The following is a 21,916-nucleotide window of genomic DNA, read 5'->3' as shown; positions in this document are numbered from 1 at the left end:
GATGAGCGAAGACTGCTATTGCAGCGGCACGAACTCGCCGAAAGCTCCGTTTGTGGGAGGGTTCCCTGGATATGGGATGGCAGGGGATATGTTCTAAGGACGAAGCGCTGGCCATAATTCTTGCAAGAAAAGTCCGGACGATTATCAGATATTACTTTCTCTCACAGTAGAAATATTGGCTTTGGGTGGGGCGGTATCAAACTCGCTCGTAGATGCCCCTATTTTGCGCTTTAGCGTGATTTCAAAATATGGAGCATATTATGCGGCTCTCTACCTATTGATGCATAGAGAGCGTCCTAGAGGCTGTAGCGTCGATTCTTATGGGTCAAGCAGGATCACTTGCCTTCGGATAGCTCTTTCTTGATGCGATAGACAGTGGCAATGCCGACATCAGCCAGCTTTGCAATCTCTTCCATCGTGTTGCCGTTACGCTTGAGCAGGTCGGCTACCTTGCTCCACTTCTCTTGATTGCGACCTTTCCCGCCTACCTTCTCGCCCTTAGCACGTTTGTCAGCCAAGCCCTGTTTAATGCGTTCAACACGTTTCTCTTGATCGAGACGGGCCATCGTTGCCATCAGATCAATGAGCATCCCGTTAATCACATCCATGATTTGCCCAGTGATGCCTTTATCAGTGACCAGTTGGTGACTGGTGGGCAGATCAACTACTACCAGACGCAACCCTTTCGACTTGATAACACCCTTCAGAGTCTCCCAATCGGCCTGAGACAGACGGGATAGGCGGTCTACGGATTCCACTAGCAGCACGTCACCAGACTGAGCAGCATCAAGCAGGCGGAACAATTCAGGGCGTTCTAGCTTGGTGCCGCTGATGTTCTCTGCGTACACATCAACTACCGACATACCTTCCTTTTGAGCGAAGTCGAGCAGCATTTGATGGGCACGGTGGGCGTTCTGGTCATCCGTCGAGGCGCGAAGGTACAGATGGGCCTTGATCATGGTCTTTATCCTTTGTCATATAATTTGATAGACAAATGATAATCTATCATTTAGCTAATCTGCAACTGATGAATGATAGGTGCTCGGTGCCAGTTATCGACATCTTGTATGAGTAGACTCAAACGAGAGGCCCAGCTTCTTAGTTCTGAGCAATAGCCACCAGAAATGGTGGTTTGGATAAGAGAGGGAAGTGAGGGTTATCTCGATTGAAGTGCGGCTGCGGCTGCGGAAGCGCCCACGAGAAATGAGGATTTGATCAGTGTGAAGGGCTACCGGCTAAGGCCCTCCCTGCGGAAAGCCTGATGGATGGGGTGGGCGTAGGGATATGCACATACAATAACGCCCCAGCGTATGAGGCCGGGACGAGGAAAGCCCATTGATACTGAATAGTTATCTGAACAAGTATTGAGCAGACACAGCGTGCCCCCATCACGAGATGATCGAAGCGAGACTGAGCTTCAAGGGAGACCCGGTGCAATACATCTTAATAGCGAAGTATCACTGTGGCAGGTGTGCCTTCATCGTGGCCTCCACCTCAGCGATCAACGCTGAAGGAGAGCACTCCAGTGCTGCTGCCAATGTGAAGATGACGCTGATGGTTGGCTGATACTCCCCGCGCTCGAGCAACGAAACGTAGTTCCGCTGGATATCCGCTTTCTCGGCCAGCTTCTCCTGAGAGAGTCCAGCTTCCTTTCGCTTCCGGCGAAGCACTTTCCCGAACGCCGCTGAAATTTCCAACCCGATCCCCTTTCGAAAGGGGGAACTGTCGGTCGGACGATTGGCCAGGTCTGCACAGTATACTTGGAATTTTAGGCGATTCGGTGGCAACATTCGGCTAGTGCAGGGCGGCGTCCTTGCTGTGCCTGTTTGTTGCCGATGATCGAAAGGATTAGAGATGAGGGATGGAATGCGGGGATTGATATTGGCTGGGGTTGTTGTGCTGTTTTCCGGGTGTGCAGCTCAGCCGCAGTACCAGATGATGAAGAGTGGTGTGACAAGTGCTGAGCGTACTCAAGACGACGCCTACTGCCGGATGATGGCCAACAATGTACAAGAGGCAGATTACGCTTATCGAGGCTCCTTCCTGGAAGGTGTGAATATCAAGAATAAGCAGGATGAAGCTTACAAACTTTGTATGACCAGCAAGGGCTATAGCCCCGTGAGGGTGAACTGATGCGAGTCTTCCGGAATCCAGCTAACGGTCATACCGAGCAGGTAAGCACAGAGGCGTGGCTGTACGTCGTAATCTTCGGCGCCTTCTACTTGGCGTATAGAGGATTATGGGTTCACTTCTTCGTTTGGATGGTGGTAGTAGGTGTTCTGACTGCCGGGACTGGTGGGCCTGGTCTCATCATTGCTCTCCCAATCGTTACTATCGGATATGGCGTATCAATCCAAGGGATTCTTGCGAAGTCGTACCTTCGAAAAGGTTGGGAGGAGGTGGTTGATACTACTCTGCCGGGTGCAACTCAAAGTCCTCATACTGGAAGTGGATTAAGAGAGTGCCCGTTCTGCGCAGAGCTGATCAAGATGCAGGCTATTAAGTGTAAACATTGTGGTTCTGATGTTGAGCCGGTTAAAGCTGAAGAGCCGGTTTATGTTCACCCACTAAATAGGGTATATAACAAGGATGGTCTTGTTCGGCATTGGGTTATAGCATTGCCGTTTAGTACTAAAGCTGAGTATGAAAAGGTCAAGGAAGGATTGATTCTAACGGGGATTCCAGTTCATTCTGAGACCAGCAATTTCCTTAGGGTTGGGTCTTACCCTGCTAAAGATGAAGCAGGGAGGATATTGCGGAAGTTGATGCAGAACTCTTTGCATGGGAATATCGAAGAGTTTTGGGTGGTTCCAGATGAGAGCGTTGAAGCTACGCCTCTGCACGGTAGAGTGTGTAGATAGTATTTGATGATTTGAAAGAATATTGCAGGAATAGCGCCTGCGGCATTGTTACCTGCAAGTTTTTTTCGAGAAATCGAAGTCTCAGCACAGAAGGAGAAGGGGGCTGATGACCAACGCCCCCAAGTAAAGGATGCTTGTGCAGGAACGTGAGACTATGTGCTGACGCAAAGGTATGTCACGCGCATTCATACTATTGCACGATAAGCATCAGAGCTTGGCGTAGCCAGAGATGTGATGATGTTGGTGCGACACTTGAGAGTATTCTGAGTCCAAGAGCAGGGCACAGATTGATTAATCTTTATCTGTGTTCAAGATCGTGAGCACTACTATAGGTAATCCTAGGATCATCCTTGGGAAACTCTAATGATCGCTATGACTCTTTGGATGCGATCCAAGGGATATTCTAGAATGCTAGAGTTACTCGACGTAAGGCCAAGAAAGGGGGATCGACCCCCTATATGTCTGTGTATCCAAAACAGCTTAGCTATTTGTAGAAGACTCCTAGAATAACTCCTATGATCACCATGACTCTTGGATACGATCCTAGGCTATTCCTACGATACCTAATCAGCACCATGACAAGAGAAAGAGCGGACGGATTTATCGATCTCGATCCGTCTTGTGCTGGCGCAGATAAACTTTGTAATGCTGGTAAGGTCTGGTAGAAATTTTGTAGATCAATCTTTAGATTGCCTAAGTCCTGCCCTACGAAATTTCTACAATGTCACCATGATATACTTATAATGCGCGGCTATTAGGTACTACACTCTCAAGCCTTAGTCTCCCGTGGCTTTTAGCTTTTTCCACTTCTGTACGGTTTTGTCTGAGACACCAGTCTGCCGAACAATTTCGCGGATGCTTTTCCCCTCGTCGAGTAACACCATCACTTGAGCTTTTTTCGGATGCTCCGGATTTGGGAGTGGTGCGGGTGGCTCGTAGCTTGCGATCAGATCAACTGCCCTTAGGTCATGGTCAAGCTCGGCTTGATACTCCTCATCGTACTGCTCATGACCCGGCAAGGTCGCCATGGCGTGCTGAAGCGCTTCCAATACATCTGGTGGCGGCGGCTCTAGGTCGTCTTCCCAGTGAGCATGGATGATCTTGAGTCCATCGGTTTGCTTAGCACTGTTGTCCATCCTCTTAACCAGCCAAGCCGGTCGGCAGGCCATCAGACGTGGAACGACAATCTGCAAAGCGCTGGCGTATCGCTGAGATTGATCTTCACCAAGCCCTAAGTACATCTGCACTCGGCGGCTGCTAATGTTCTCCAGCTTTGCCAGCATCTCTACCATCTTCTTGATGGACAGTGAGGGGCCGTCTGGTCGCCGATACCAGGGCATTCGAGATACGCCTACCAGAACGTCTACGGCCCAATTCGGATACATGGCATTCCTTGCAGTGGTTCGATCATTCGCCTCATCCGTAGAGAATGCGTACCCGAAGAACGGGTTAACGATTACAGTTTCCTTTCTGCCCACATTGCTCTTTGGGGTAACTGGTCTCTTCTCCCGTTCCACGAGGTTTCGCTTTAGCCAGCGCTCGGCTTTGCTCTCAATGCTGTTATGTAGTTCTATCAATTGCTCTTTGCTCAACAATCCAGCAGTCATAGATTCTCCTTGTTATATGTTTTCGTTTTCCTCAGGCAACACTGATCCATCAGTAAGCTCTCTGTAAGCTCGTACAGTGCATAATCTCTTTAGTACCCCTGGGGTGGGTGGCTATAAGAGTTGCGTATACGAGCCTGCAGAGGGCTTTCTGATGGTTTGTTAACTGTTATCTATGGTTGGCGATGAACTGCTGTAACTGCGGAATACGATGGCGAGCGTAGTCGTCACTGATAGTCCGAAGGGTGATGAGGGCGTCATCAGTGCTTAGAAAATCGAGCAACAGAATGCAGCAGTCCTTAAAGGACAGATAGAGGTCCGTGACGAAATCGTTTTCATCCTTTACCAGATGATTGAACAACGAATCGTAGCCATGTTGGGGTAGCAGGTCGAAGGCTGTATCGATGACGTGCTCGATTGGCTTGTCCATCAGCTCGGCAAGGTAACTGATGCTGAAGTGTAGTTCGTCTTTAGGACCGAAAGAGGCGGTGCGGGAAGGGGTATTGCAGATGGTATTGCTCATTAAATGTATCTCCTGTTCATTGCAAGCAGGAGACGACAAGCCTTCTATGGCCTGGTTAGATTTCCCCCGCTTGCTGGTTAGTTTTGATGTTCATTGCGCTTCACCATTTCGGTTAGTTCTCCCCTCGCCAATCGAGGGGAGGGCGACATTACTCAGGTTTTAGTGGATTGTCAATGTCCTGGGTTGCATTCAACGGTAGGATTAGAGGCGAAAGAGTTCAAGGATGTCTTAGGAATCGACTATCTGGACCGCACGGGATGGCTCACCAAGAAATCAAGAATAGCCATCCAACACTACGCCGATTGGTGTCTTGGAGTGCCAATCCTTCGTTAAGCTGCTTTTTTTGTCGTGCTGCCTGGGATCTTCTTGATTGCACGAGTCATCTCTTTAATTGGTACTCGACTCCCATAAATCCCAAACGTTACTGAATCATCAGCATGCCCAAGCAGTTGCTTGATGATTGAGTCCTGAACTCCTGCCTCGCGTAGGTCATCTACAAATGTATGGCGAAAGCTATGGAATGTTTTCTTCGGATCGTTGACTCCCAGCTTGCTCCGATACCGGCCAAACCATTTTGAGGGCCCGTAACCGTATTTTCCTCTCACAGCTTCAAGCTGAGGGAAGACTCGGGAGGCTCCAGAGGCTCGCACCGAGTCGATATACGTTTGGATACCCAGTTCGAAGAGCATCGGATGGATAGGAATAATTCTACGGCTGCTGCGGTTCTTGAGTTGTTGTCCTTCGCGGCGGTCATCTATGCGAATGCATGGTGTGTTTTGTACCAAGCAGAAGTCATCGATATGAAGCTGGCATAACTCCTCCAGCCGGGCCCCTGTGAAGCGTGCTAGCAGTGGGAGCCAGAACCTACAGGGATGCTTACGAGCCTCATGCCGAAGCGTATCGAGGTTCAGCAGTGTTTCGAGATCGGCGGGAGTGAAAGAGAGGCGAGCTTCCTTGGCGGCACCTGACATTACCTTCATGCCAGCTAACGGATTCTGGTTGATGTAGCCGTTGGATTTGCACCAGTTGAGGAAGGCCGTGAGCTTTCGTAGGCGGTTGTTGATTGTCACTGCGGTGATGGTCGGGTAAGTCATCGTCGACTCGACAACCTGCCTCAAGGTCATGCCCTTGAACTCTGGGCGTTGAGAGAAGTATTGGGGGAGCCTGCCGAGCCTATGCTTGAGAATTCGTGCCTGCTCTGCGTCGAAATCGCTGATGGGCATATCTCCCATCAGTACGAAAAAATCCCGAAGCGCCCGTTTAACGTCCAGGGTGTTTGCCTCTCGCCAAGCTCCGCTACTTTTCCCTTCCTTTATATAGAGCTCTGACAATGTGCTCAGTGACGGAAGGGTTGCCGAAGGTGCGGTCGTAGGACGTAGCAGTTGCGCCGAGGTCTGCATCGGAAGCGTCATGCGGAGCGATTGGTCAGGCGTTGCTGCGGACTGCCGAACCTCGTTTCGCCATTGGATACATAGCTGACGCAGCTCCTCGGGAGAGCTGAGTGGATTAGCAGTGAGATGCAGGTAAACCCGTTGGGCAATCCCGCTTGCCATGAACAAGGCTTCCCTTCTGCTTCTGAGGTTGAGGCTAATTCGAACGGTGTCGCGTTGGCGATGAAGGTACTTGGGCAATCTCAGATTCAGGTAGTAGACGGCGCCGCGACGAATGATGAAGGCCATGGGTATGACACCTGAGTGGTACAGCAAAGTGTGACAGTGCAGCCACACCCAGGATTTTCAGGACCGATTCTCTTTAAAAATTTCGGTTTGGAATTCCTTGAAAGCCATGGCCCACAAGGCTTTCAGCGATGCATTTGCCGATCTGGAAGGCTTCGGAAATAGTCAGCCAAAACAACGGAAAATACACTGCCAAATGCTGGCGGGGCCGCCTCCATTTCAGGGCCAGGAAAATCGCTCCGCCGTTCCGGACGTCGAGCCCAGGCCCTCGCTCTGCGCCGCCTCACCTCAGCGATAGTGGCTGAGGATTCGCTCGATCTCTCCAGAAGCCTTCAATGCCGCCAGCGCCGAAAGCACATCGTCGGCGGGCTCTTCCGGGCTGTCCAGTACCAGGCATGACAGAGGGGTTTCCTCGATGATGCTGGCGGGGGTCAGGCGCTGGTCCTGGGGGAGCGAGCGGTTGAACCAGTCCAGGGCGATTTCGCTGCTGATCGCGTACTGGTAGCGACCAATTTGCAGCTTCTTGAGTACCAGTTCCTGATTGCGCGCTTCGTCGCGGGTTGCCCGGCCGCTGTCCAGTACCGGCTGCAGGCGCGGGTAGTGGTAGCCGAGCACGGTGCCGATGGCCTGGCCGGAAAGGCTCTGCAAGTCGCCCTTGAGCCCGGCGCGGCTGACCAGCAGGTCGCGTTGGACCATCAGCGGTACGCTCCAGCGGTAATCGTGGAAGTCGTGTTCGGTCCAGGCCGGCGCAACATAGCAGCGTACGTCCACCGTATGGCTGAGCAACGCCTGCTCTACGCGGGCGCGGGGCAGGATATGGAAGACCGGCGGCCGATGTACCTGGCGGGCGACCTCGGTGAACAGTTCGAGGAGAATACCGCCGGTCAGCTTGCCGTCTTCGATTCGTGCCAGGGGCATCGCCCAACTGTCGACCACCGAGAAGCGCAGGGGGCGATCCTCGGCAAGGGCGACGGCAGAGCTGAACAGCAGGGCGATGGCGAGCAGGCGCATCTAGACTCCGATGGCGGCGTGGTGGCGACACAATGCCTGTACGGATCAGGGGTTGCCAAGATGTACTAACGGCCAGAGCGGACATCGGGTGCAATTTACGGTCCGCTTCGCTAGGATTAGCCCACTTCTGCTTACCTGTCGCGATGGATATCAATGAGTTATCAGGTTCTTGCCCGCAAATGGCGTCCGCGTTCGTTCCGCGAAATGGTCGGCCAGACCCATGTGCTCAAGGCCTTGATCAACGCGCTGGACAACCAGCGCCTGCACCACGCCTATCTGTTCACCGGCACCCGTGGCGTGGGCAAGACCACCATCGCGCGCATCCTGGCCAAGTGCCTGAACTGCGAGACCGGCGTCAGCTCTACCCCGTGCGGCCAGTGCTCGGTGTGCCGCGAGATCGATGAGGGTCGCTTCGTCGACCTGATCGAAGTCGACGCTGCCAGCCGCACCAAGGTCGAGGACACCCGCGAACTGCTCGACAACGTGCAGTACTCGCCGACCCGCGGGCGCTACAAGGTCTACCTGATCGACGAAGTGCACATGCTCTCCAGCCACAGCTTCAACGCCCTGTTGAAGACCCTGGAGGAGCCGCCGCCCCATGTGAAGTTCCTGCTCGCCACCACCGATCCGCAGAAGCTGCCGGTCACCATTCTCTCGCGCTGCCTGCAGTTCTCCCTGAAGAACATGCCGCCGGAGCGGGTGGTGGAGCACCTGACCCACGTCCTGGGCGCCGAGAACGTGCCCTTCGAGGATGACGCCCTGTGGCTGCTCGGCCGCGCCGCCGACGGCTCCATGCGCGATGCCATGAGCCTCACTGACCAGGCGATTGCCTTTGGCGAGGGCAAGGTGCTGGCCGCCGACGTGCGCGCCATGCTCGGTACTCTCGACCACGGCCAGGTCTATGGCGTGCTCCATGCCTTGCTGGAAGGCGACGCCCGCGCGCTGCTCGAAGCGGTGCGTCATCTGGCCGAACAGGGCCCGGACTGGGGGGGCGTGCTGGCCGAGATGCTCAACGTGCTGCACCGCGTGGCCATCGCCCAGGCGCTGCCTGAGGCGGTGGACAACGGCCAGGGCGACCGCGACCGCGTGCTGGCGCTGGCCCAGGCGCTGCCCGCCGAGGACGTGCAGTTCTACTACCAGATGGGCCTGATTGGCCGCCGCGACCTGCCGCTGGCGCCCGATCCCCGTGGCGGCTTCGAGATGGTGCTGTTGCGCATGCTGGCCTTCCGACCAGCCGATGCCGAGGGCGCACCAAGGTCGCCACTAAAGGACCTGGGGATCAGCAAGGCCACGGCTGATTCCAACCCGAACCCAGTGGCCGGCGCCGCCGTTGCGGTGCCGGTTGCATCCATTGCGCCGCCGCCCGTTGCCGCGCCAGTAGCCCCGGTCGCCGAGGTTGCGCCGGCTGTTGCAGCGCCCCAGCCTCAAACGGCTCCGGCTCCGGCTCCGGCTCCGGCTCCGGCTCCGGCTCCGGCTCCGGCTCCGGCTCCAGTCGTGGAAGCTGCGCCCGTTGCTGCGCCTGCGCCGGTGATCGAATCGACTCCCGTCCCGGTTGAACCGCAGCCGGAAGTGGCTGCCGTGGCCGAGCCTGTTGCTCCTGCCGTGGAACCGGAACCGCCCGTTGCCGAAGCGCCGGTCGACCTGCCGTGGGACGAACCCGCTGCGCCAGTTGCCGCCGCTCCCGCGCCAGTCGAGCCTGCTGCACCTGCACCTGCACCTGCACCTGCACCTGCACCTGCACCTGCACCTGCACCGGTGGCAGCTGCGCCTGTTCCGGCGCCGGTTGAAGCGCCCGCTCCGGTCGTGGCCCAGGCTCCGGCCGAGGACGACGATCGTGACGAAGAGCCGCCGCCCGCCGAGGATTACTACGAAGTCGACATGGAGTCCTACGGCTACCTGGAGAGCGACGCGCAGCAGGAAACCGCCGAGCCGGAACCCGAGCCCGCCGCCATGCCGGCGACCGGTCTCGCCGCCGAATGGCTGGACCTGTTCCCGCGCCTGGGCCTGGCCGGCATGACCGCCAGCATTGGCGCCAACTGCACCCTGGTGGCAGTGGACGGCGACAACTGGCACCTGCACCTGGATCCGGGGCAGAGCGCGCTGTTCAACCCCAACCAGCAGCGTCGCCTCAACGATGCGCTGAACCAGTTCCACGGCCGCACCCTGACTCTGCAGGTGACCCTGCAGAAGCCCGAGCAGGAAACCCCGGCCCAGGCCGCCGCGCGCAAGCGCGCCGAGCGTCAGCGCCAGGCCGAGGCGTCCATCGCCGCCGACCCCTACGTGCTGCAGATGAAACAACAGTTCGCCGCGGTCGTCCGCGACGGTACCATCGAACCCCTGGAGGCGAAGGCTTGAGTGCCGGCGTCGACAACTGAACGAATCGAGGAACTCGACATGATGAAAGGTGGCATGGCCGGCCTGATGAAGCAGGCCCAGCAGATGCAGGAAAAGATGCAGAAGATGCAGGAAGAGCTGGCCAACGCCGAAGTGACCGGTCAATCCGGCGCCGGCCTGGTGTGCGTGGTGATGACCGGTCGCCATGACGTCAAGCGTGTCTCCCTGGATGACAGCCTGATGCAGGAAGACAAGGAAATCCTCGAAGACCTGATCGCCGCCGCGGTGAACGACGCCGTGCGCAAGATCGAGCAGAACAACCAGGAAAAGATGGCGGGCATGACCGCCGGCATGCAGCTGCCCCCCGGCTTCAAGATGCCGTTCTGATCCACGCGTTATCCTGACCTGTAGGAGCGAGCTTGCTCGCGAACGCTCTCCCAGCCCCCGCGGCTCGGCAAGGGTTCGCGAGCAAGCTCGCTCCTACAGTCGTTCTAACCTTCCAGAAACCTGAGACCGCACCATGAGCTTCAGCCCGCTGATCCGCCAACTGATCGACGCCCTGCGCACCCTGCCCGGAGTGGGGCAGAAGAGTGCCCAGCGCATGGCGCTGCAGCTGCTGGAGCGTGATCGCAGTGGCGGCCTGCGCCTGGCCCAGGCGCTGACCCAGGCGATGGAAGGCGTCGGCCACTGCAAGCAGTGCCGCACCTTGTCCGAAGATGAATTCTGCCCGCAGTGCTCCGATCCGCGCCGCGACGACAGCCTGCTGTGCGTGGTGGAAGGCCCGCTGGACGTGTTCGCCGTCGAGCAGACCGGCTATCGCGGCCGCTATTTCGTGCTCAAGGGCCATCTCTCGCCGCTGGACGGCCTCGGCCCGGAAGCCATCGGCATTCCCGAGCTGGAAGCGCGGATCAAGGCCGGCAGCTTCAGCGAAGTCATCCTCGCCACCAACCCGACGGTGGAAGGCGAGGCGACCGCCCACTACATCGCCCAACTGCTCGGTGGCAGCGGCCTGGTCCTGTCGCGCATCGCCCACGGCGTGCCGCTGGGCGGCGAGCTGGAGCTGGTGGACGGCGGTACCCTGGCCCACGCCCTGGCTGGCCGCCGCCCCATCAGTAATTAAGTTTGCGCCAGGCGCTCCAGCGCCGGTGCGTCCATTTCGTAGGCCAGCCATTTCCTTTCGCGCCGGCCGCCCAGGCGGCTGTAGAAGCGCTCGGCCGCGTCGTTGCCGGCCAGGACGTCCCAGAGCAGTTGCCCAGCGCCCTGTTCCCATGCCCAGCTCGCCACACACTGCATGAGCCGCTCGCCGATGCCGCGATTGCGTCCATGCTCCACGACATACAGCTCCTTCAATCGCACAGTCGGGCGCAGGTCGTAGGTGAAAGGAATGCTCAGCGCGACGGCATAGCCCTGCAGCGTGTCCGATTCGGCGACGAACACCTGGCATTGCGCTGCCGGCCCGAAAGCCCTGACGTGCAATGCGTCGGCGTCCACCGCGAACTCGTCGAGATACCCCTCGAACGCCGCCAGCGCGCGCATCAGTTTGAGCAGGGCCGGAACATCCTCCGGCCTTGCGGCGCGGACCTTCAGCATGCGCAGGCGATGCCTTCGCCGTCCTGGCGCAGCGGCTCACCGGCTACGCCGACCAGCGCCAGGCCCTCGTCCAGCCAGCCGGTCACGCCACCGATCATCTCCTTCACCGGCAGGCCCAGTGCGGCGAGTTTCGCGGCCGCGCGGTGCACGCCGTTGCAGTGCGGACCGGCGCAATAGACCACGAACAGGGTGCCTGGCGGAAACTGCGCCATGCGCCGCGCGTCGATCTCCCGCGTCGGCAGGTTCAGTGCGCCTGGCACGTGGCCGCGGGCGTAGGCGGCAGCGTTGCGCACGTCGAGCAGGACGAAGTCGACCTCGCCATCCTGCCGCGCGGCGTTCACGTCCGAGCAATCGGTCTCGAAGGCCAGTCGACGGCTGAAGTGGGCGAGGGCATCGGCGGGCAGGGCGGCGGGAATCTGGCTGACAAGGCTGGGCATGGTAAGGCTCCTGTGGAAGATGGAGCCACTGTAAGCGCGGGGAAAAGCCCGCTACAGTGGCGGTCTGGACAGTGATCGGAAGTTTTCCGCCAAATGCAGCGTGATCCCCTGGAAGTCGCCGTTCTCGCCTACGACGGCCTGTGCACCTTCGAATTCGGCATTGCCGTGGAAATCTTCGGCCTGCCGCGTCCGGAGTTCGATTTTCCCTGGTACCGCCAGCGCATCGTCGCCGTGGACGAGGGACCGATGCGCGCGCTGGGCGGCGTGCGGGTGCTGGCCGACGCCGGCCTGGAGGCGATGGCGAAGGCCGGCACCGTCATCGTTCCCGGCTGGCGCAATCGTGCCGAGGCGCCTCCGGCCGAGCTGGTCGCGGCGCTGCAAAGGGCGCATGCCGAAGGCGCGCGGTTGCTGTCGATCTGCTCCGGCGTCTTTGTCCTGGCCGCCACCGGACTGCTCGATGGTCAGCGGGCGACCACGCACTGGCGCTATGCCGGGGAGTTGGCCTCGCGATTTCCCGCCATCGAGGTAGATGCCCAGGTGCTCTACGTGGATGCCGGACGGGTAATCACTTCCGCCGGCAGCGCGGCCGGCATCGACGCGTGCCTGCATCTGGTGGCGCGGGACTTTGGCGCTCAGGTCGCCAACACCGTCGCGCGCCGGCTGGTGATGTCGCCGCAACGCGGTGGCGGGCAGGCCCAGTTCATTCCCGCGCCCGTGGCCAAGGCGCCGCGTCACGATCTCGCTGGGCTGCTGGACTGGGCCCGGCAGCGATTGGACCGCTCGATTTCCGTAGGTGAACTGGCGAGCCGCGTGGCGATGAGCGAACGCACCTTCCTGCGCCGCTTCAGCGAAGCCACCGGCATGACGCCCAAGGCCTGGCTGCAGCACGAGCGCATGGCCCGCGCTCGCGAGCTGCTGGAGAGCAGTTCCGACAGTATCGAGCGAATCGCCGAGCAATGCGGTTTCGGTACCGTGGAAAGCTTCCGCAATGCCTTCCGTGGCGCGGCAGGTCTGGCGCCCTCGGCGTACCGCGAGCACTTTGGGATGGCGCATCTACCCTAGCCGATGGCGGGTGTCCCGCCTTGTAAACCAAGCAAGCGCTCGGTAAGTTTCAGGCAAATCGACTGGAGCTTGCCATGTCCGTGTTCACCGAATACTTCGATGACAGCCACCGCCTGGTCCGTGACAGCGTGCGGCGCTTTGTCGAGCGGGAAATCCTGCCCCATGTCGCCGACTGGGAGGAGGCCGAAGAGTTTCCCCGCGACCTGTACCGCAAGGCAGGCGAGGCCGGCATCCTTGGCATCGGCTACCCCGAAGCGTTGGGCGGAAGCCATGAGGGCGACCTGTTCGCCAAGGTGGCGGCCAGCGAGGAGCTGATGCGCTGCGGCTCCGGTGGGCTGGTGGCGGGCCTGGGCTCGCTGGACATCGGCCTGCCGCCCTTGATCAAGTGGGGCCGCCCGGAGCTGCGCGAGCGCATCGCGCCGCAGGTGCTGGCCGGCGAGAAGATCATGGCGCTGGCGGTCACCGAGCCGTCCGGCGGCTCCGACGTGGCCAGCCTCAAGACCCGCGCCGTGCGTGACGGCGACCACTACCGCGTGAGCGGCAGCAAGACCTTCATCACCAGCGGCGTGCGCGCCGACCACTACACCGTGGCGGTGCGCACGGGCGGCGATGGCTTCGGCGGCGTCAGCCTGCTGCTGGTGGAAAAGGGCACGCCCGGTTTCACCGTCAGCCGCAAGCTGAAGAAGATGGGTTGGTGGGCCTCCGACACCGCCGAACTGTTCTTCGACGACTGCAAGGTGCCGGTGCAGAACCTGATCGGTGCCGAGAACATGGGCTTTGCCTGCATCATGGCGAACTTCCAGAGCGAGCGCCTGGCCCTGGCGATCATGGCCAACATGACCGCGCAGCTGGCGCTGGAAGAGGCGTTGGCCTGGTGCCGCGAGCGCGAGGCGTTCGGCAAGCCGATCGGCAAGTTCCAGGTGCTCAAGCATCGGCTGGCGGAGATGGCCACGCAGGTGGAAGTCTCCCGTGAGTTCACCTATCGCCAGGCAGCGAAGATGGCCGCCGGCAAGAGCGTGATCAAGGAAATTTCCATGGCCAAGAACTTCGCCACCGATGTGGCCGACCGGGTGACCTACGATGCGGTGCAGGTCCTGGGTGGCATGGGCTACATGCGCGAGAGCCTGGTGGAGCGGCTGTACCGCGACAACCGCATCCTCTCCATCGGCGGCGGTACGCGGGAGATCATGAACGAGATCATCGCCAAGCAGATGGGGTTGTAACTAGCACAGACCGCTCCTACAAAAGCTAAAGCCGCGCGCTTGCCGCCTGGCTGCGCCGCCACGCGGCCGGCGGACAGCCATATTCCCGGCGGAAGGCGCGGCTGAAGGCCGTATCCGTCTGGTAGCCGACATCCTCGGCGATGCGCGCCAGCGGGGCGTTGCTGCCGCGCAGCAGGTTGGCGGCCAGGAGCATCCGCCACTGGGTCAGGTACTGCATGGGCGGACAGCCGACCAGGCACTGGAAGCGCTCGGCCAGCACCGAGCGCGAGGTGCCGGCGCAGCGGGCCAGTTCTTCCAGGCTCCAGGCGTGGGCAGGCGACTTGTGCAGCTCGCCGAGGGCGCTGCCGACGATCCGATCGTGCAACCCGGCCAGCCAGCCCGTGCGCTCTTCACCCTGTTGCGCCATGTACAGCCGCAGCACTTCGATGAACAGCACTTCCGCCAGCTTGGCCAGCACACCGGCGCCGCCGGGGCGGGGAGAGCGCGCCTCGGCCAGGGCGTAGCGCACCGAGGACTCCAGCCAGGCGCCCGCCGCGGAGCCGCGCACGTTGACCTTCACCAACGCCGGCAGGCCGGCCAGCAGTAGCCGCGCCAGGCGCGCGTCACAGGCCAGGTAGCCGCATACCAGGCGGGTCGTCGCACCACCGCCGCCGTAGGCCAGTTGCCTGGGGCGCCGGGCGAGAACCGCTTCCAGCTGCGCGCCGTTGGCCGGTGGCACGCCGGGCTGCGACGTCATGCGGTGGGCATGGCCCTGGGGAAACAGCACTGCATCGCCCGCCACCAGCTTTTCCGGTTCGGCCTTGCCCATCTCGACGAAGCATTCACCCTCGGTGATCAGGTGGAATATCACCAACTGCTCGGCGCCGGGTTCCAGCAGTTCCACGACCGAGTCGGCGCGGGGCGACTGGTAGCACCAGGGGGCGGTGAAGCGCGCATTGATGAAGATGGCGCCGACCAGTCGCACCACCCGCAGGGTTTCCGACAGCGCATCCATCAATCGGCTCCGCTGTCGATGTCCAGGCGTACCACCACCGCTTCCGTCATCGCGCCCAGCACGGGAGACACGCCCATGGCCTGTTCGACGAGATCACGCACGGCCCGGTCCTCGACATTGGGCACGCGGATGCGCAGTCGCAAATGGATTGCCAGTGGCCCGGGTGGTACTCGTTGACCGTCTTCACGGCAGAGGCCGAGCAGGCCATGCAGGTCGGTTTCGCTGGTGACGTCCGCCTCCAGTCGCTCGGGCTGCATTCCGCGTTCCGCGGCGAGCATGGCGATGCGTGTGACGGCGCAGGACGCCAGGGCTGCCCGTAGCAGCCAGCCGGGGCTGACCTGTGCACCGTTGCCGCCCAGTTCCCGGGGCAGGTCGGTGTACACCATGTTGCCGTCCGGATGCAGCACGCACGTCCTGCCACCGCCTTCCCAGAGGGCGGTGGCAGGGATGTCCCTGATCCGGGCGACAGCCGGACGCTGGCGCACCAGACGTTCGAGACGCTGCTGGGCGTCAAGGATGGTTTCCGAACTCATGGAGTGTCCCTCGGGGGCGGCTCTCTCCGAAGTCTGGGCGTGAAAGCGAAGCCGCGACGGGTCTCCGGACGATCGGGCAGGGAAGGGCGACGCTGGAGCAGGACGGCAGCCGGGACCGGGCGCAGTATGAAGGTGCGGGAGGTTGCGGTCCCCGTCCGTTCCTACTCACTGGAGACTGCCATGCCCAAGTTCGTTATCGAGCGCGAAATCCCCGGCGCCGGAGCCCTGTCCGAGCGCGATTTCAAAGCCATCGCGCAGAAGTCCTGCAAAGTCCTGAATCAGCTGGGGCCGCAGATTCAATGGCTGCACAGCTACGTGGTCGCTGACCGCATCTACTGCCTGTACATCGCCCCCGACGAGGCCGCGGTGCGTGAGCACGCGAGCCTGGGCGGCTTCCCGGCCAACCGGATATCGCAGGTCGTCAACGTCATCGATCCGACCACCGCCGAATGAGCGCGCCTGGAGATGCACAGATGAGCACCGCTGTAGACCTCAATGCCCTGAAACAACGCCAGATGGCCACCTGGGCCAGCGGCGACTACGCCGTGATCGGCACGACCCTGCAGATCGTTGGCGAGCGCCTGGCCGAAGCCTGCGACCTGCTCTGCGACGAGCGGGTGCTGGATGTCGCCGCCGGCAACGGCAATGCCACCCTGGCGGCGGCCCGGCGTGGTTGCCGGGTCGTGTCCACTGACTACGTGCCGCGCCTGCTGGAGCTGGGCGCCGAACGTGCCCGCGCTGAACATCTGGACGTGGAGTTCCGCGAAGCCGATGCCGAAGCGTTGCCCTTCGATGCGGGCAGTTTCGACGCCGTCGTCTCGACCTTCGGCGTGATGTTCACCCCCGACCAGCCGAAGGCGGCTGCGGAGCTGGCGCGGGTCTGCTGCTCCGGCGGCCGCATCGGCCTGGCCAACTGGACGCCGGAAGGCTTCATCGGCCAGCTGTTCAAGGTGCTGGCGGGCTACATCCCGCCGGCTGCCGGCATGCGCCCGCCGTCGGCCTGGGGACGGGAGGAGTATCTGCGCGAGCTGTTCGGCGACTCGATCAGCGAGCTGCGCGCCTCGCGGCAGACCTTCAACTTCCGCTATCGCTCGGCGGCGCATTTCATCGAGGTCTTCCGCGACTGGTACGGCCCGCTGCACAAGGCCTTTGCCAACCTGCCGGAAGCCGAGGCGAAAGGGCTGGAGCATGACCTGACGCAGTTGCTGGAGGCGAGCAACCGCGCCACTCCGGCGTCGCTGGTGGTGCCCAGCGAGTATCTGGAGGTGGTGCTGGTTCGCCGCTGAAACAACGCAAAAAACGGCGCCCACCCAAGGGGGAGCGGGTGGGCGCCGGTCCGAGAGGAAAAAGGGACTCTTACTTGGCCTCGACGCCTTCAGCGCCAGGCTTGCGCTTGGGCTTGGGGGCGAAGCGCTTGGCCAGGCCCATGCTGACGGTGACCACCTTCTGGTACCAGACCGGCAGCAGGCGCAGCATCAGGTCGATGGCATGGGCGTCCGGGCCGATCAGGATGCGCCGCGAATCGCGTTCCACGCCGCGGATGATCACCTGCGCGGCTTTCTGCGGTGTGGTGCGCAGCAACTGGTCGTTGAACTGGGTGCGGGCGGCTTCCGCGTTCTGGCCGGTGACCTTGACCATGCTGTCGTTCATCCGCGCGGTCTTGGCGATGTTGGTCTTGATCCCGCCCGGGTGCACGCAGCTGGCGGAGACGCCGCCGCGCTCCATGTCCAGCTCCTGGCGCAGCGACTCGGTAAAGCCGCGCACCGCGAACTTGGTGGCGTTGTAGGCGCTCATGCCCGGCTGGGAGAACAGCCCGAAGACGCTGGAAACGTTGACCACGTGGCCGTCGCCGGAAGCCTTCAGGTGCGGCAGGAAGGCCTTGGTGCCGTAGACCACGCCCCAGAAGTTGATGTTGGTGATCCACTCGTACTCTTCGTAGTCGCTGGCCTCCACGGTGCCGGCGTGGGCAACGCCGGCGTTGTTGAACACCAGGTTGACCTTGCCGTGCTCGCGGGCGGCCTTGTCGGCCCAGGCGTGCACCTGCTCGCGGTCGGCGACGTTCACCGTGTCGATGGAGAGGCGCACGCCGCTGGAGGTGAGCAGCTGGCGGGTTTCCTCCAGGCCGGCGGCGTTCACGTCCGCCAGCGCCAGATGGCAGCCGCGGGAGGCCAGTTCGATGGCCAGGGCGCGGCCGATGCCGGAGCCGGCGCCGGTAATGGCGGCAACCTTGTTCTCGAAGTTCTTCATGCCGGCACCTCCTCGGCGTGGCGTTGCGATTGGACGACGGGGCTGCTCAGGGGCTTGGCCTTCAGATGATAGGCGGACGGGTCGAACTGGCTGGTCAGCGCGCGGAAGCGCCAGGTGAAGCCCGGCCACAGGGTGCAGTTGCGTCCGCTCACTGGGTGCAGGTACCAGCTCTTGCAGCCGCCGGTGTTCCATACGCTGTGATTGAGGCCGCGCTGCAGCTTGGCGTTCCACTGGTCCTGGACTTCGCTCTTCACCTCGACGCTCTGCAGCTCGCGGCGGTCCATCAGCTTGATGGCGCCGAGCACGTAGGTGATCTGCGACTCGATCATGTAGACCATGGAGTTGTGCCCCAGGCCGGTATTCGGACCCATCAGGAAGAACAGGTTGGGGAAACCACGGGTCATGGTGCCCTTGTAGGCTTCCGGGCCGTTCTGCCAGGTGTCGAGCAGGTCGACGCCGTCCTTGCCGAACACCACGCCGCGCGGAATCGGGTCGTTGGCGGTGAAGCCGGTGCCGAAGATGATGGCGTCCACCTGCCGCTCGCGGCCGTCGCTGGTGATGATGCTGTTCGACTTGATCTCGCGGATGCCGTCGGTGATCACCGAGGCGTTGGAGGCTGCCAGCGCCGGGTAGTAGTTGTGCGACATGAGCACGCGCTTGCAGCCGATGGTGTAGTCCGGAGTCAGCTTGCGGCGCAGGTCCGGGTCCTTGATCTGCTGGCGGATGAAGCGCTCGGCCAGCTTGCCCACCAGCTTCATCGCCCAGGGCGCGAAGGTGAAGCCCAGCACGCGGCCTTCGAGCATGCTGTAGAGCGCGCCGCGCCAGAGTTTCTGCACGGCCGGGAAGTGGCGGAAGCGCGCACGCTCCTTCTCGCTGATGGCGCGATCGGGCTTGGGCAGGATCCACGGCGCGGTGCGCTGGTAGAGGTCGAGCTTGGCCACCAGCGGCTGGATTTCCGGGACGAACTGGATGGCCGAGGCACCGGTGCCGATCACCGCCACGCGCTTGCCCTTGAGATCGTAGTCATGGTCCCACTGCTGCGAGTGGAAGGCCTTGCCCTGGAAGTTCTCCAGGCCCTTGAGCGCCGGGATCGAGGGGATCGACAGGGCGCCCATGCCCGAGACCACCGCCTTGGCGGTGTAGTGGTTGCCGGCGGCGTCGAACAGGTGCCAGAGCTGCTGCTGGTCGTCCCATTCGAAGCGCGCCATCTCGGTATTGAGCAGGGTCTTGTCTTCGAGGCGGTACTTCTTCCAGCAGTTCTCCAGGTAGGCGCGGATTTCCGGTTGGCGGGCGAACATGCGCGTCCAGTCCGGGTTCGGCTCGAAGGAGAAGGAGTAGACGTGGGATTGCACGTCGCAGGCGCAGCCCGGGTAGTTGTTGACCCGCCAGGTACCGCCGACGCCGGCGTCCTTCTCGAACAGCAGGAAGTCGTTCTCGCCTTCCTGCTTCAGGCGGATCGCCATGCCCAGTCCGGAAAACCCGGTGCCGATGATGGCGATCTTGCAGTGTCTGCTCGGGGCAGTCTTAGGTTGGGTACCCATAGCCAAGCTCCTGTTATGATTATTGCTGGCGTATACAACTGTCTACGTGATGTGAATGTAGACATCTGTATACTTCGCAAACAACCAACCTTCGGTGGGGCCGAGCGCCAAACACATGGAAATCGGACAGGAAGAACGCCCGGCGGAAGCGGCGGGCAAGCGGGCGCTGATCGACGCGGCGCTGCGCCTGGCATCGAGCCGGCGCAGCCTGAGCAGCCTGGGGCTGCGGGAGTTGGCACGGGAAGCGGGGTTGAATCCGAACACCTTCTACCGGCATTTCGACGATGTGGACGACCTGGGTCTGGCGATCATTCGCGACATCGCCACCCAGCTGCGCCAGCCGCTGCGCGACCTGCGCCGCGAAGCCGCCGAGCGCGCGCAGCCGGGGGAGGGCGCCGCCAGCGTGCCATTCGGCCTGGACATGGAGCGCGGCCTGCGGGTGACGCGGGAAACCGTGCGGCTGTTCTTCGACTTCGTCGAGAGTCACCCGGAGGCCTTCATCATCGGCGTGCGCGAACTGCACGGCCCGTCGCCCGTGCTGCGCGCGGCGCTGGCGCGGGTGATGGATGAATTCGGCGAGGACATGGCCGAGGACATCCGCCAGTTCCACCTGCTGCCGGAGATCGACGCGGATGAATTGAACCAGTTGTCGCGGTCGATCAGCCGGCAGTTGTTCCAGCAATCGCTGGACTATCTGGAACGCCCGCCGGAGCGGCGCGAGGAGGTCTGCGCATTGGCCGGGCGACAAATCCTGTTGCTCTTCACCGGTGTCGCGGTGCTGCAGGCCTTCGGCATGCTGGCTAGGCTCTGAGTCTTCTTTTGCCGTATCAGGAGATCGCCATGTTGCCCTTGCCCCTGTCCGGCGGCTGCGCCTGCGGCACGGTGCGCTACCGGGTGGATGCCGAGCCTACGGAAACCGGCTATTGCCATTGCCGCATCTGCCAGAAATCCAATGCCGCGCCGGCGGTGCCCTGGGCGGTGATTTCGCTGACGGGGTTCCAGCATCTGTCCGGTGAGCTGGGGATGTGGCGCTCCAGCGAAGAGGGCGAGCGGCGCTTCTGCGTGAACTGCGGCACGCCACTGGAGTTTCGCGTGCGCGATGGCGATACGGTCGGGCTCAACACGGTGACCCTGGACGAGCCGGAGCTGATTACGCCGCAGTGTCATGTCTGGTGTTCGTCGCAGCTGTCGTGGTTTGACACCGTGGATGATCTGCCGCGACGCCAGGAGGGCTGAGGCCCGGTCATGCTTTTATAGTAGCGAGCTTGCTCGCGAACCTCTCGGCACCGGAGCGGCGTCCGTTCGCGAGCAAGCTCGCTCCTACAGAAACCGTCATTCTGGACGATGGGGAAGACGCCAGGCGATTGCCTGGCGTTTTCATTCACGCGGGAATTCAGCCGGCAAAATCCAGGGTTTCCTTCCAGCGGGTTTCCAGCGCCTTGGTGTCGTGATCGAAGGGGTGGAAGCCGGGGCGGAAGTAGTCCAGCCAGGGACGGACCAGGTTGACGAAATAGCCGCGGCGCGGGTGCAGCAGTACGCCCAGGCCATGCTTCCAGCTGCGCCAGTTGAACAGCTGGCCGTCACGGCGCAGCAGGTTGATCTGGAAGCCGGCGATGACGCTGAAGAAGATCACGGTGGTCAGCAACATCACTGCAGTGCGGGTGAAGTAGCCGCCGTACACCTGCTGGTAGACGTCATAGGCCACCGCCTTGTGCTCGTTTTCCTCGACGGCGTGCCACATCCACAGCTTGTACATCTTGTCCGACTTCATCTGGCTGCTCAGGTCGTCGCGCTTGAGCAACTGCTCGGCCATGGACGCGGTGAAGTGCTCCAGGGCGCAGGTAATCGCCAGCTGGTGCTTCTTGGTAGTGACCTTGCTGATCGATTCGAGCAGCACCTTGATGCGCAGCTCCAGGGTTTCCAGGTCGATGCCGTGTTCGTCGGCATACTCGTTGTAGGCCGCGTGTTCCTTGGAGTGCATGGCTTCCTGGCCGATGAAGGCGCTGACGTCCTTCTGCAGCTGCGGGTCCTGGATGCGTTCGCGTACCGCACGCACGCTGTCGACGAAGAACTTCTCGCCATAGGGGAACAGCGAGGACAGGTTGTTCATGAAGTGGGTCATGAAAGGTTGCCCGTCCCACCAGTATTTCGGCGTTTCGCTGAAGCTGAAGTCCATGCGGCGGACTGGGAAGTTGGCGCGGATCGGCGTGGTACTGGCGTTCATGACTAACTCCTTGTTGTTGTGCGAGCTTGGTATGCGGGACCGTGGCGCGTGGTAGG

At 61.3% G+C, this 21,916-nt stretch carries 23 protein-coding genes and 1 pseudogene; 11 read left to right on the top strand and 13 right to left on the bottom strand.

What is annotated here, in order from left to right; all coding sequences use genetic code 11:
* Nucleotides 1-335: 335 nt before the first annotated feature.
* Nucleotides 336-956: a recombinase family protein gene (locus ACAW63_RS22685; protein WP_371234759.1), complete on the bottom strand. Its 621-nt coding sequence runs from the start codon at nucleotides 954-956 to the stop codon at nucleotides 336-338.
* Nucleotides 957-1,457: 501 nt separating this feature from the next.
* The gene (locus ACAW63_RS22680) at nucleotides 1,458-1,697 is read right to left on the bottom strand and encodes a helix-turn-helix domain-containing protein (protein WP_371229068.1); all 240 of its coding nucleotides are present in this window, start codon (nucleotides 1,695-1,697) and stop codon (nucleotides 1,458-1,460) included.
* Between the two features lie 157 nt (nucleotides 1,698-1,854).
* Here ACAW63_RS22680 and ACAW63_RS22675 point away from each other — a divergent pair, with 157 nt between their 5' ends.
* Both ACAW63_RS22675 and ACAW63_RS22670 read left to right on the top strand, forming a co-directional pair.
* Nucleotides 1,855-2,133 carry a hypothetical protein gene (locus tag ACAW63_RS22675; protein ID WP_371229065.1) on the top strand — a complete coding sequence of 93 codons (279 nt, stop codon included), beginning with the start codon at nucleotides 1,855-1,857 and terminating at the stop codon, nucleotides 2,131-2,133.
* Nucleotides 2,133-2,861, top strand: coding sequence for a hypothetical protein (locus ACAW63_RS22670; protein ID WP_371229062.1), 729 nt, complete (start codon nucleotides 2,133-2,135; stop codon nucleotides 2,859-2,861). Before ACAW63_RS22675 ends, ACAW63_RS22670 begins: the two co-directional genes overlap by 1 nt.
* A 776-nt stretch (nucleotides 2,862-3,637) precedes the next feature.
* On the opposite strand, the gene ACAW63_RS22665 is transcribed toward ACAW63_RS22670, so the two are convergent.
* From ACAW63_RS22665 to ACAW63_RS22650, 4 genes are all read right to left on the bottom strand, one after another.
* Complete coding sequence (locus ACAW63_RS22665; RefSeq protein WP_371229059.1) at nucleotides 3,638-4,468, bottom strand: helix-turn-helix domain-containing protein; 831 nt, start codon at nucleotides 4,466-4,468, stop codon at nucleotides 3,638-3,640.
* A gap of 166 nt (nucleotides 4,469-4,634) precedes the next feature.
* On the bottom strand, nucleotides 4,635-4,988 hold the full coding sequence (locus ACAW63_RS22660; RefSeq protein WP_371229056.1) for a hypothetical protein: 354 nt from the start codon (nucleotides 4,986-4,988) through the stop codon (nucleotides 4,635-4,637).
* Nucleotides 4,989-5,317: 329 nt separating this feature from the next.
* Nucleotides 5,318-6,667, bottom strand: a complete 1,350-nt coding sequence (locus ACAW63_RS22655) for a site-specific integrase (RefSeq protein WP_371229054.1) — start codon at nucleotides 6,665-6,667, stop codon at nucleotides 5,318-5,320.
* 285 nt (nucleotides 6,668-6,952) lie between these two features.
* A complete protein-coding gene (locus ACAW63_RS22650) occupies nucleotides 6,953-7,675 on the bottom strand; it encodes a substrate-binding periplasmic protein (RefSeq protein ID WP_371229051.1) in 723 nt (240 codons plus the stop codon).
* Between the two features lie 153 nt (nucleotides 7,676-7,828).
* On the opposite strand from ACAW63_RS22650, the gene dnaX reads away from it, so the two are divergent.
* The 3 genes from dnaX (at nucleotide 7,829) to recR (ending at nucleotide 11,129) form a co-directional block, all read left to right on the top strand.
* Nucleotides 7,829-10,030: a DNA polymerase III subunit gamma/tau gene (gene dnaX, locus ACAW63_RS22645; RefSeq protein ID WP_371229048.1), complete on the top strand. Its 2,202-nt coding sequence runs from the start codon at nucleotides 7,829-7,831 to the stop codon at nucleotides 10,028-10,030.
* Nucleotides 10,031-10,069: 39 nt separating this feature from the next.
* Nucleotides 10,070-10,396: a YbaB/EbfC family nucleoid-associated protein gene (locus ACAW63_RS22640; protein ID WP_371229046.1), complete on the top strand. Its 327-nt coding sequence runs from the start codon at nucleotides 10,070-10,072 to the stop codon at nucleotides 10,394-10,396.
* Nucleotides 10,397-10,529: 133 nt separating this feature from the next.
* Nucleotides 10,530-11,129: a recombination mediator RecR gene (gene recR / locus ACAW63_RS22635; RefSeq protein WP_275611169.1), complete on the top strand. Its 600-nt coding sequence runs from the start codon at nucleotides 10,530-10,532 to the stop codon at nucleotides 11,127-11,129.
* Here the strand turns inward: recR and ACAW63_RS22630 are convergent.
* The gene (locus ACAW63_RS22630; protein ID WP_371229043.1) at nucleotides 11,126-11,599 is read right to left on the bottom strand and encodes an N-acetyltransferase family protein; all 474 of its coding nucleotides are present in this window, start codon (nucleotides 11,597-11,599) and stop codon (nucleotides 11,126-11,128) included. The genes recR and ACAW63_RS22630 overlap by 4 nt on opposite strands.
* Nucleotides 11,593-12,036: a rhodanese-like domain-containing protein gene (locus ACAW63_RS22625; RefSeq protein ID WP_371229040.1), complete on the bottom strand. Its 444-nt coding sequence runs from the start codon at nucleotides 12,034-12,036 to the stop codon at nucleotides 11,593-11,595. Before ACAW63_RS22625 ends, ACAW63_RS22630 begins: the two co-directional genes overlap by 7 nt.
* Before the next feature lie 93 nt (nucleotides 12,037-12,129).
* Here ACAW63_RS22625 and ftrA point away from each other — a divergent pair, with 93 nt between their 5' ends.
* A complete protein-coding gene (gene ftrA, locus ACAW63_RS22620; protein ID WP_371229038.1) occupies nucleotides 12,130-13,098 on the top strand; it encodes a transcriptional regulator FtrA in 969 nt (322 codons plus the stop codon).
* 74 nt (nucleotides 13,099-13,172) lie between these two features.
* The gene (locus ACAW63_RS22615) at nucleotides 13,173-14,321 is read left to right on the top strand and encodes an acyl-CoA dehydrogenase family protein (RefSeq protein WP_371229036.1); all 1,149 of its coding nucleotides are present in this window, start codon (nucleotides 13,173-13,175) and stop codon (nucleotides 14,319-14,321) included.
* 25 nt (nucleotides 14,322-14,346) lie between these two features.
* Here the strand turns inward: ACAW63_RS22615 and ACAW63_RS22610 are convergent, their stop codons facing one another.
* Both ACAW63_RS22610 and ACAW63_RS22605 read right to left on the bottom strand, forming a co-directional pair.
* Nucleotides 14,347-15,315, bottom strand: coding sequence for an AraC family transcriptional regulator (locus ACAW63_RS22610; RefSeq protein WP_371229033.1), 969 nt, complete (start codon nucleotides 15,313-15,315; stop codon nucleotides 14,347-14,349).
* The gene (locus ACAW63_RS22605) at nucleotides 15,315-15,848 is read right to left on the bottom strand and encodes an OsmC family protein (RefSeq protein WP_371229030.1); all 534 of its coding nucleotides are present in this window, start codon (nucleotides 15,846-15,848) and stop codon (nucleotides 15,315-15,317) included. Before ACAW63_RS22605 ends, ACAW63_RS22610 begins: the two co-directional genes overlap by 1 nt.
* Nucleotides 15,849-16,028: 180 nt before the next feature.
* Between ACAW63_RS22605 and ACAW63_RS22600 the strand changes: the two genes are divergently transcribed.
* On the top strand, nucleotides 16,029-16,301 hold the full coding sequence (locus ACAW63_RS22600; RefSeq protein ID WP_371229027.1) for a DUF4242 domain-containing protein: 273 nt from the start codon (nucleotides 16,029-16,031) through the stop codon (nucleotides 16,299-16,301).
* Between the two features lie 20 nt (nucleotides 16,302-16,321).
* On the top strand, nucleotides 16,322-17,134 hold the full coding sequence (locus tag ACAW63_RS22595; protein WP_371229024.1) for a class I SAM-dependent methyltransferase: 813 nt from the start codon (nucleotides 16,322-16,324) through the stop codon (nucleotides 17,132-17,134).
* A gap of 70 nt (nucleotides 17,135-17,204) precedes the next feature.
* On the opposite strand, the gene ACAW63_RS22590 is transcribed toward ACAW63_RS22595, so the two are convergent.
* Both ACAW63_RS22590 and ACAW63_RS22585 read right to left on the bottom strand, forming a co-directional pair.
* On the bottom strand, nucleotides 17,205-18,095 hold the full coding sequence (locus ACAW63_RS22590; protein WP_371229021.1) for an SDR family NAD(P)-dependent oxidoreductase: 891 nt from the start codon (nucleotides 18,093-18,095) through the stop codon (nucleotides 17,205-17,207).
* A pseudogene (locus tag ACAW63_RS22585) lies at nucleotides 18,092-19,674 on the bottom strand (flavin-containing monooxygenase). The gene ACAW63_RS22590 and the pseudogene ACAW63_RS22585 overlap by 4 nt, the downstream one beginning before the upstream one ends.
* 77 nt (nucleotides 19,675-19,751) lie before the next feature.
* Between ACAW63_RS22585 and ACAW63_RS22580 the strand changes: the two are divergent.
* Both ACAW63_RS22580 and ACAW63_RS22575 read left to right on the top strand, forming a co-directional pair.
* The gene (locus ACAW63_RS22580; protein ID WP_371229018.1) at nucleotides 19,752-20,447 is read left to right on the top strand and encodes a TetR family transcriptional regulator; all 696 of its coding nucleotides are present in this window, start codon (nucleotides 19,752-19,754) and stop codon (nucleotides 20,445-20,447) included.
* 29 nt (nucleotides 20,448-20,476) lie between these two features.
* Nucleotides 20,477-20,872: a GFA family protein gene (locus tag ACAW63_RS22575; protein ID WP_371229016.1), complete on the top strand. Its 396-nt coding sequence runs from the start codon at nucleotides 20,477-20,479 to the stop codon at nucleotides 20,870-20,872.
* Nucleotides 20,873-21,029: 157 nt separating this feature from the next.
* Here ACAW63_RS22575 and ACAW63_RS22570 read toward each other — a convergent pair whose 3' ends face one another.
* Nucleotides 21,030-21,860: a metal-dependent hydrolase gene (locus ACAW63_RS22570; RefSeq protein ID WP_371229013.1), complete on the bottom strand. Its 831-nt coding sequence runs from the start codon at nucleotides 21,858-21,860 to the stop codon at nucleotides 21,030-21,032.
* Nucleotides 21,861-21,916: the final 56 nt, after the last annotated feature.

The sequence above is a fragment of the Pseudomonas sp. QE6 genome, assembly GCF_041379005.1.
Taxonomy (GTDB): Bacteria; Pseudomonadota; Gammaproteobacteria; order Pseudomonadales; family Pseudomonadaceae; genus Pseudomonas.
The sequence above is the reverse complement of the archived record's forward strand: the minus strand, read 5'-3'. Positions and strand labels throughout refer to the sequence as shown.